At 57.7% G+C, this 5472-nt stretch carries 7 protein-coding genes; 3 read left to right on the forward strand and 4 right to left on the reverse strand.

Features of this window, described 5'->3' with window-relative positions:
- Positions 1 to 422 precede the first annotated feature (422 nt).
- From MR825_RS09635 to MR825_RS09645, 3 genes are all read left to right on the forward strand, one after another.
- Positions 423 to 1157 (forward strand): LysM peptidoglycan-binding domain-containing protein, encoded by a 735-nt coding sequence (locus tag MR825_RS09635; RefSeq protein WP_287880441.1) that lies wholly within the window; start codon positions 423 to 425, stop codon positions 1155 to 1157.
- Positions 1158 to 1468: 311 nt separating this feature from the next.
- A complete protein-coding gene (locus MR825_RS09640) occupies positions 1469 to 2308 on the forward strand; it encodes a patatin-like phospholipase family protein (RefSeq protein ID WP_287880442.1) in 840 nt (279 codons plus the stop codon).
- Between the two features lie 33 nt (positions 2309 to 2341).
- The gene (locus MR825_RS09645; RefSeq protein ID WP_186907677.1) at positions 2342 to 2797 is read left to right on the forward strand and encodes an AlbA family DNA-binding domain-containing protein; all 456 of its coding nucleotides are present in this window, start codon (positions 2342 to 2344) and stop codon (positions 2795 to 2797) included.
- 293 nt (positions 2798 to 3090) lie between these two features.
- On the opposite strand, the gene trxA is transcribed toward MR825_RS09645, so the two are convergent.
- The 4 genes from trxA to MR825_RS09665 all read right to left on the reverse strand — a co-directional run bounded on the left by trxA (position 3091) and on the right by MR825_RS09665 (position 5312).
- Positions 3091 to 3405 (reverse strand): thioredoxin, encoded by a 315-nt coding sequence (trxA, locus tag MR825_RS09650; protein ID WP_186907676.1) that lies wholly within the window; start codon positions 3403 to 3405, stop codon positions 3091 to 3093.
- 149 nt (positions 3406 to 3554) lie between these two features.
- Complete coding sequence (locus MR825_RS09655) at positions 3555 to 4403, reverse strand: NAD(P)/FAD-dependent oxidoreductase (protein WP_256176605.1); 849 nt, start codon at positions 4401 to 4403, stop codon at positions 3555 to 3557.
- Positions 4400 to 4693 (reverse strand): ArsR/SmtB family transcription factor, encoded by a 294-nt coding sequence (locus MR825_RS09660; protein ID WP_186907675.1) that lies wholly within the window; start codon positions 4691 to 4693, stop codon positions 4400 to 4402. The genes MR825_RS09655 and MR825_RS09660 overlap by 4 nt, the downstream gene beginning before the upstream one ends.
- Before the next feature lie 175 nt (positions 4694 to 4868).
- Positions 4869 to 5312, reverse strand: a complete 444-nt coding sequence (locus tag MR825_RS09665) for a GNAT family N-acetyltransferase (protein WP_441328114.1) — start codon at positions 5310 to 5312, stop codon at positions 4869 to 4871.
- Positions 5313 to 5472 lie beyond the last annotated feature (160 nt).

Genomic DNA, 5472 nt, shown 5'->3' on the forward strand with positions numbered 1-5472 from the left:
GACACGTGCGTCGGAAATGACACCTCTCATGACGGACAGGGCGACTTTTCTGAAAGAATCGAGCCCTGTCCGTCATGCATCCCTCTGTCGAAAAAGGCCAGAGGCCTTTTTCGACAAGCTCAAAGGGACATCCTTGCGGATGTCCCTTTGTTTTGGGTTCCGCTCCCGTTGGCCGCCCCGCCCTCCGGTAATAAGACGGTCGGTGCGAAATGAATTTCCCCGGCGCAATTCCCACTTGAATTCACGGTGCCGATCAGAGCGACGCGTTTTCTTCTCCGGCCCCGCCATTTTGCCGGAATCAGGTCTCATTGCCGCCTGTAATCCACCGCGCAGCCGGAAACACAGGGTCGTTTAACAAGGAACCTTTGGCAGGCGGCGTCATATCATATGGTGATAACAGATTTCAAAAGGCAGTGATATCTATGATCTTATGCCCAGCCGGGTCAAATTCATATACCGTCCGCCCTGGAGATTCTTTATGGGCGATCGCACAGCGTTTTCGCACGACCGTTTCGGCAATCACCACGGCAAATCCCGGGCTCAACATCAATAATCTTCTCATTGGGCAAACGCTCTGCATCCCCAGCGGACCCATGCAGCCGTCCTCACCGTTCTTCCGCAAGGACGAGCAGGCGCTGCACGATCACATGCGGCTGCTGTGGACGCAGCACGTCTACTGGACGAGGATGGTCCTACTCGGTCTGGTCTTTGACCTGCCGGATACGAATGCCGCGACCGCCCGGCTTTTCCGCAACCCGAGCGACTTCAAGTCGATTCTAAAGCTGTTTTATGGAGACGGCATTGCCGGGGACTTTGCCGAACTGTTCGCAAGCCATCTTGCCCTTGCCGCCGAACTCGTCAGGGCGGCAAAGGCGGGCAACCACGCCGCGGCCGCCGACGCAGAAGCGCGGTGGTATCAAAATGCAGATCAGATCGCCGCCTTCCTGGGCAGTATCAATCCTTACTGGTCGGCCATCGAATGGCAGAAGATGCTGTATGACCACCTTGCAATGACGAAAACCGAAGCGGTTGATCTCCTGACGCAAAAATACGAAGACAGTATCGCCCTATTGGAACACATTGAGCGGGAGGCGCTTGTAATGGCCGACCGGATGACCCAGGGAATTGCAAAGCAGTTTTCCCAATATTTTAAATAAGCTCTTATCGCCGGGCGGAGCGCAGACGGCACGGATCCCCCTGTTCCCTCCGCGTTTCCCCTTTCCGCCGCAGGTCTTTTCAGCCCACTGGCAAAGCCAGTGGGCTTTTCGTTTCAACAGGGAAACGCCATCGGCGTGTCCTCTTTTCACACTCCTTCCCCCCGGTGCCGCTGTCCGTCGGCATAATCCCCTCCCACACAAGGCCAGGGCGGCTTTACCGGCGCCGCATACGGAAAGCGTTTGCATTTTCGGACTCAGGAGAGTACAATAGCAAATAAGATCCGATTCACTTTCAGGAGGCCTTTTCCATCATGCTCGGAATCATCGACGTAGGCGGCGGAATGCGCGGCATTTACACGGCCGGCATTTACGACTACCTTCTGGACCATCAAATCACCTTTGACTACTGCCTGGGCGTATCCGCCGGCAGCGCCAATTTAATGTCCTACCTGGCGCTCCAGCGCGGACGCAATAAGCGCTTTTACGTGGATTACGCGGACCGGCGGGAGTATATGAGCCTTTCCAATCTGCTGAAAAAGGGCTCTTATCTGGACATGGACTACATTTATTCCACCCTCAGCGACTCCCGTGGCGAGGACCCCGTCGACTACGACGCCTTCTCCGCCTCCCCCAGCCAATATGTGGTGGTGTCCACCGACGCCCGGACCGGGCTGCCCCACTACTTTACCCGTACCGACGTGAAGCGGGACGACTATGCCATTGTGAAGGCCTCCTGTTGTCTGCCCATCGCCTGCAAACCGTATTGGGTGGACGGCGTGCCCTATTTTGACGGCGGCGTGGCCGACCCGGTGCCTTACCGGCGCGCCCTTGCGGACGGCTGCAGCAAACTGGTGGTACTGCTGACCCGTCCCAGGGACTTCGTGCGTCCGCCCCTGGGCCATCTCCCTGCCGCCCGCTTTTCCCTGCGCGCCTACCCCAAGGCTCTGGAGGCGCTGACACACCGTCACGAAAAATACAACCAGGCTGTGGCCGAGGTCAAGGAGCTGGAACGTCAGGGCAAGGCCCTGCTGCTGGCTCCGGCGGACATCGACGGTATGAGCACCCTCAAACGCAGCGAATTTGCCATGGAGCGGCTGTACGGCTACGGCTATCAGGACGGGGCCAAGATCGCCGCCTTCCTGTCGCCCTGAAGGATCCCGCCCGCGCGGAGAGGAGGCGCACGCTTGTTTGACCTGACTCAGATCAGCCGCTACCGGGAAAACAACCAGTTGGAAGCCAAGCTGGCTACCGGCGGACTTCCGAAAAGCATTTGGGAGACGTACTCCGCCTTTGCCAACAGCTACGGCGGCGTGATCCTGCTGGGGGTCGAAGAGTTATGCGACCGCAGCTTGCGGGTGCAGGGACTGCTGGACCCCCGGGAACTGGTAGACGAATTCAAAACCATGCTGGACGACCGCCGGGTGGTCAGCGCCAATTTGCTCCGGGAAGAGGATATCCGTATCCTCTCCTTGGACGGCAGGGCGATCGTGGTCATCCAGGTGCCCCCCGCACCCCGGGACCAGCTGCCCGTCTATATCGGAGGAGATCCGGTCCGCGGCTGTTACCGCCGCAGCGGAGACGGCGACTATCACTGCACCCCCGCCGAGCGCAACGCCATGCTCTCAGAGCGGTTCCATTGAGCACGGCCGCCGAAACGCCGCCGCTTTTGCCGGCTTTCCGGAATTCCGGCCTCATCTCTTCCCCAAGCGCCGCCCTTCGGGCGGCTCAGACTGTCATAAAACCGGAGCAGAGTTGGACAACGGGAAGGAAGATCGTGTGAAAGAAACCCTGGAGGGGTGTCTTTCGTGTTGAATCAAACCAAATTTTGAACGTTTGGGAAAGTTCAAAATTTGCCCCAGCCTGGCAAAAGGACTTTTGGGACAAACTGGGCCCCCGGCGGGAATCTTCCCGCCGGGGGCCCAGTTTTGCTTTCTTACAGATTAGCGTCCAGCACCGCGGTATAGCTGTCGGCGGGCATTACGCCCACCTTGCGGTCGATCTCCTTGCCGTCCTTGAAAAAGAGGACGGTGGGGATGCTCATAACGCCGAAGCGGGCGGCCAGCTCCGGTTCGTCGTCTACGTTGACCTTGCCCACCAGGGCCCGCCCCTCGTATCTGCCCGCCAGGTCCTCGATGACCGGGGAGAGCATCTTGCAGGGGCCGCACCAGGAGGCCCAGAAATCCACCATTGCCGTTCCGCTGGAAATCGCTTTGTCAAAACCGTCTTTCGTCAGATGAATCGTCGCCATACTGAAATCTTCCTTTCTATTCATAAAATCAATTCCGGATCGCACGCAGTGCGCCCGTTTTTGTGAAAACAGCTCCCGGCCGATATTCCGCCGGGAGCCGGCGAGAGATACGCCGGCTGCAGCGCACACGCCCTGCTTTGAAACGCGGATCACAGCTGATCCAGATATTCCGCCGCCCGGTGACCGGCCACCTGACCCTCCCCCACGGCTTTGGACACCTGAAGCGGCAGCCCGGTGCAGTCGCCGGCCGCAAATACGCCGGGCAGATTGGTCGCCATGTTTCGGTCCACCGCGATATAGCCGTCCTTCAGCGCCAGATCGGGCAGCAGGTCGGCCAGCGCCATGGCGGGCCGCAGAATGAACACGCCCGCACAGGGCAGCATCCTGCCGTCGGCCCGCAGGGCTTCCACCCCCGCCTCCCCCGTAATCTCCAACTTTGCAGCCTTGACAAAGGGGATCGCCGCTTCCAGGCCCTCCGGCACCCGGTCCGAGACATAGGTGACCCGGCAGCCGATGCTCTGGAGATAGTTGGCCTCCTCCGGCGCGTCGGCAGACTTCCCGACTACCGCCACCGCCCTGCCCCGGTAGAGCATGCCGTCACAGGTAGCGCAGTAGCTGACGCCCCGGCCCAGATGGGCCTCCTCACCCGGGTACTTCCGGGTGCGCACCACGCCGGTGGCCAGCACCAGCGCCCGCGCCTGGGTCATGTCGCTGCCGATTCCTAAGTAGAATGTACCGCCGGAAGGCAGGATATTCAGCACCCGCCCGCTTTTCCACTGCGCGCCCAGCGCCTGCGCATGCCGCCGGAAGCGCTCCAGCAGCGCTCCTCCGCCGGTCTCCGGCAGGCCCAGATAATTGTCCACCCGCTGGGCCTTGTACAGGGCGTTGTCCCGCACGTCGCCGCTGACGATCAGCACCGACTTGCCCCGCACCCGGGCCTGCACGGCGGCGGACAGGCCCGCAGGGCCGCCGCCTACCACTGCGAGGTCATAGATCACAATGCCTCATCCTCCTCAAACAGGGCGGCGATCACGGCCGCCGCCCGCGGGTCTGCCAGCTCATAATAGACCTCGTTGCCCGCCCGGGCGGCCTTTACCACGCCGGCAGCCTTCAGCCGCGCCAGGTGCTGGGAAATGCAGGACTGAGACTGGCCGGTATTGGCCTCCATACAGCCTACGTTGCGGCACCCGCACTCCAGCAGCCCCCGGACCAGCCGCAGACGCAGCGGGTGAGCCAGCGCCTTGAGCAGCTCCGCGTTCCCAGCGTACCGGTCGGTCCTATCGTCCATCCTGATCACCTACATTTGTTTTTTCTAATATTATTATATTCTAATATTCTAATTTGTCAACCCCAATTTTTTATTTTTTTTGCAGGCGGGAAACGCCGGGGGCTCAATGAACCGCCCCAGATTGTGCGGACAGCACAATCTGGGGCGGTTCACCTCTGCGTCCGGCGTTTCTTTTTCACAAAATTTTTGCCATATAAAATTCATCAACAAAGGAGCCATTGACGAACATGGATTTCTCCCTTGTTCCCTCAATCTTAAAACCACTTTTTTCATACAAGTATCTTGCTGTTTCATTGCAACATTCAACAGTAAGTTCCAGTCTCTTAATTCCATTTTTCTTTGCCCAACAATTCAGCATTTCAAAAAAAGATGTACCGATTCCTTTACCTCTATAATCTTTTAAAATGCCTACTACAATATATGCTGTATGAAGAATCCGATTAAACTTTCCCCGTTCTGCCCGAATATAGCCAACCATTTTTTGATTTTCCATTGCCACTTGTAAAAAATCACTTCCGCAAATCACATTATTTACAATATCATTTTTTAATTCTTGAACATTTGTGGTCTGGATTCTCTCATTTGGTTCATACATCATATAATCTGTTTCAGCGTCCAAAGTGTTTAATAATTTCCAAAATGGTTATCCCTTTTAGTCAGCCAGGGCCAAGACCTGAAAATAGGACAGTTGAGCTGATAAAATGAAGGCATGATGACGGGAAAGCGGGGAAAAGAGTCATGCCGAGGCAAAAGGGATTGTCGTTGTACGAGCTTCAGAA

The sequence above is a fragment of the Lawsonibacter sp. genome (genome assembly GCF_022777125.1).
GTDB lineage: Bacteria > Bacillota > Clostridia > Oscillospirales > Oscillospiraceae > Lawsonibacter_A > Lawsonibacter_A hominis.

Excerpts from the sequence above, each read along its gene's own strand:
- MR825_RS09635 (WP_287880441.1), top strand. The coding sequence starts at position 423 with ATGATCTTATGCCCAGCCGGGTCAAATTCATATACCGTCCGCCCTGGA.
- MR825_RS09640 (WP_287880442.1), top strand. The coding sequence starts at position 1,469 with ATGCTCGGAATCATCGACGTAGGCGGCGGAATGCGCGGCATTTACACG.
- trxA (WP_186907676.1), bottom strand. The coding sequence starts at position 3,405 with ATGGCGACGATTCATCTGACGAAAGACGGTTTTGACAAAGCGATTTCC.
- MR825_RS09660 (WP_186907675.1), bottom strand. The coding sequence starts at position 4,693 with ATGGACGATAGGACCGACCGGTACGCTGGGAACGCGGAGCTGCTCAAG.